This window comes from Stenotrophomonas sp. HMWF023, assembly GCF_003060985.1.
Classification (GTDB): Bacteria; Pseudomonadota; Gammaproteobacteria; order Xanthomonadales; family Xanthomonadaceae; genus Stenotrophomonas; species Stenotrophomonas lactitubi.
This window is the reverse complement of the sequence record NZ_QAIJ01000357.1, coordinates 1-1494: the sequence shown is the minus strand read 5'-3', so window position 1 is coordinate 1494 and position 1494 is coordinate 1. Positions and strand designations below refer to the sequence as shown.

1 protein-coding gene and 1 pseudogene are annotated in these 1494 nt (G+C 66.4%); both read left to right on the top strand.

The genetic code is table 11. From position 1 onward, the window contains the following. Positions 1-121 (top strand): annotated as a pseudogene (locus tag DBR20_RS21720) (RlmI/RlmK family 23S rRNA methyltransferase); the annotation flags it as partial. A 122-nt stretch (positions 122-243) separates the two neighbouring features. Further along, positions 244-1485, top strand: coding sequence for a dipeptidase (locus DBR20_RS21715; protein WP_108268410.1), 1242 nt, complete (start codon positions 244-246; stop codon positions 1483-1485). The last annotated feature ends 9 nt before the right edge of the window (positions 1486-1494 follow it).

Below are 1494 nucleotides of genomic sequence, written 5' to 3'. Positions count from 1 at the left end.
CTTCTCTGGCCGCACCATCCAGATCCTGAAGGTGGCCGGCGCCGGTCCGGACCATCCGTTCATGGCCCACGTGCAGGAATCGCGTTACCTGAAGGCCGTGTTCTGCCGCGTGGTGGACTGAGCTGCGGAACGTGTCACGCCGGACACGGGCCGGCAACCTGTAGCGCCGGGCCTACGCTCGGCTCTACAAAAGCGTGGACAGCAGCGCTATGGTCGGGCTCTTCCCTCTGCTGGTGAGAGCCCATGCCTTCGTTGAGTCGCCTGTCCCTGCTGCTCGCCCTGGCGCTGAGTGCGCCGCTGTCCGCCCATGCCGTCGACTTCAGCGCGCAGGAACTGGCCCGGGCCAAGGCACTGCAGCAGCGCCTGCTGACCCTGGACAGCCATCTGGATACGCCGGCCAACTTCGGCCGCGACGGCTTCGACATCGAGCAGCGACACGACCGCAATGCGCTCTCGCAGGTGGATTACCCGCGCATGGTCGAAGGCGCGCTTGATGGCGGCTTCTGGGCGATCTACACCGACCAGGGCGACCGCACTGCCGCTGCGCATCTGGCCGAACGCGATCACGGCCTGCAGCGGTTGCTGGAGATCCGGCAGATGCTGGCCGCCAACCCCGAGCGCTTCGCGCTTGCGCTGACCGCCGATGACGCCGCGCGCATCAAGGCCGCTGGCAAGCGCGTGGTCTACATCAGCATGGAGAACGCCAGCCCGCTGGTGGCCGATCCCAGCCTGCTGTCGTTCTATCACCGTGCGGGCCTGCGCCTGCTCAGCACCGTGCATTTCGCCAACAACGAGTTCGCCGACTCGGCCACCGATCCCAAGGACGCTGAATGGAAGGGCCTGAGCCCGGCTGGCAAGGACCTGGTGCGCTCCGCGGTGAAGCTGGGCATCGTCATCGACCAGTCGCACGCCTCCGATGCCGTATTCGATGATCTGCTGGCGATGATGCCGGTGCCGTTCGTGCTGTCGCACAGCTCGGCCAAGGCGATCTATGACCACCCACGCAACCTTGACGACGCGCGCCTGCGCAAGCTGGCCAAGGCCGGCGGCGTGATCCAGGTGAACGCATATGGCGGCTACCTGATCGACACCGCCAAGTCGCCTGAGCGCAAGCAGGCCGAAGAAGCCCTGAGCAAGCAGCTGGGTGGCTGGGAAGACATGACCATCGAACAGGGCGTTGCCCTGCAGAAGGCCGAACAGGCACTGGACCACGAACACCCGGTGCGCCACGCCAGCCTGGACGACTTCTTCGCCCACTTTGAGCACATCCTCAAGGTCGTCGGTCCCGAGCACGTCGGCATCGGCCTGGACTGGGATGGCGGCGGTGGCCTGAGCGACCTGCCTGATGTCAGCCAGTTGCCGAAGATCACCGCGTGGCTGTTGCGCAAGGGCTACACCGAGCAGCAGATCGCTGCCATCTGGGGCGGCAACCTGCTGCGGGTGATGCGCCAGGCGCAGGACTACGCGGCAAAGCAGGGCGGCTAGCCGCCCTGC

Bases quoted from the DNA above. Each gene is read 5' to 3' on its own strand.
- DBR20_RS21715 (WP_108268410.1), top strand. From the start codon at position 244: ATGCCTTCGTTGAGTCGCCTGTCCCTGCTGCTCGCCCTGGCGCTGAGT.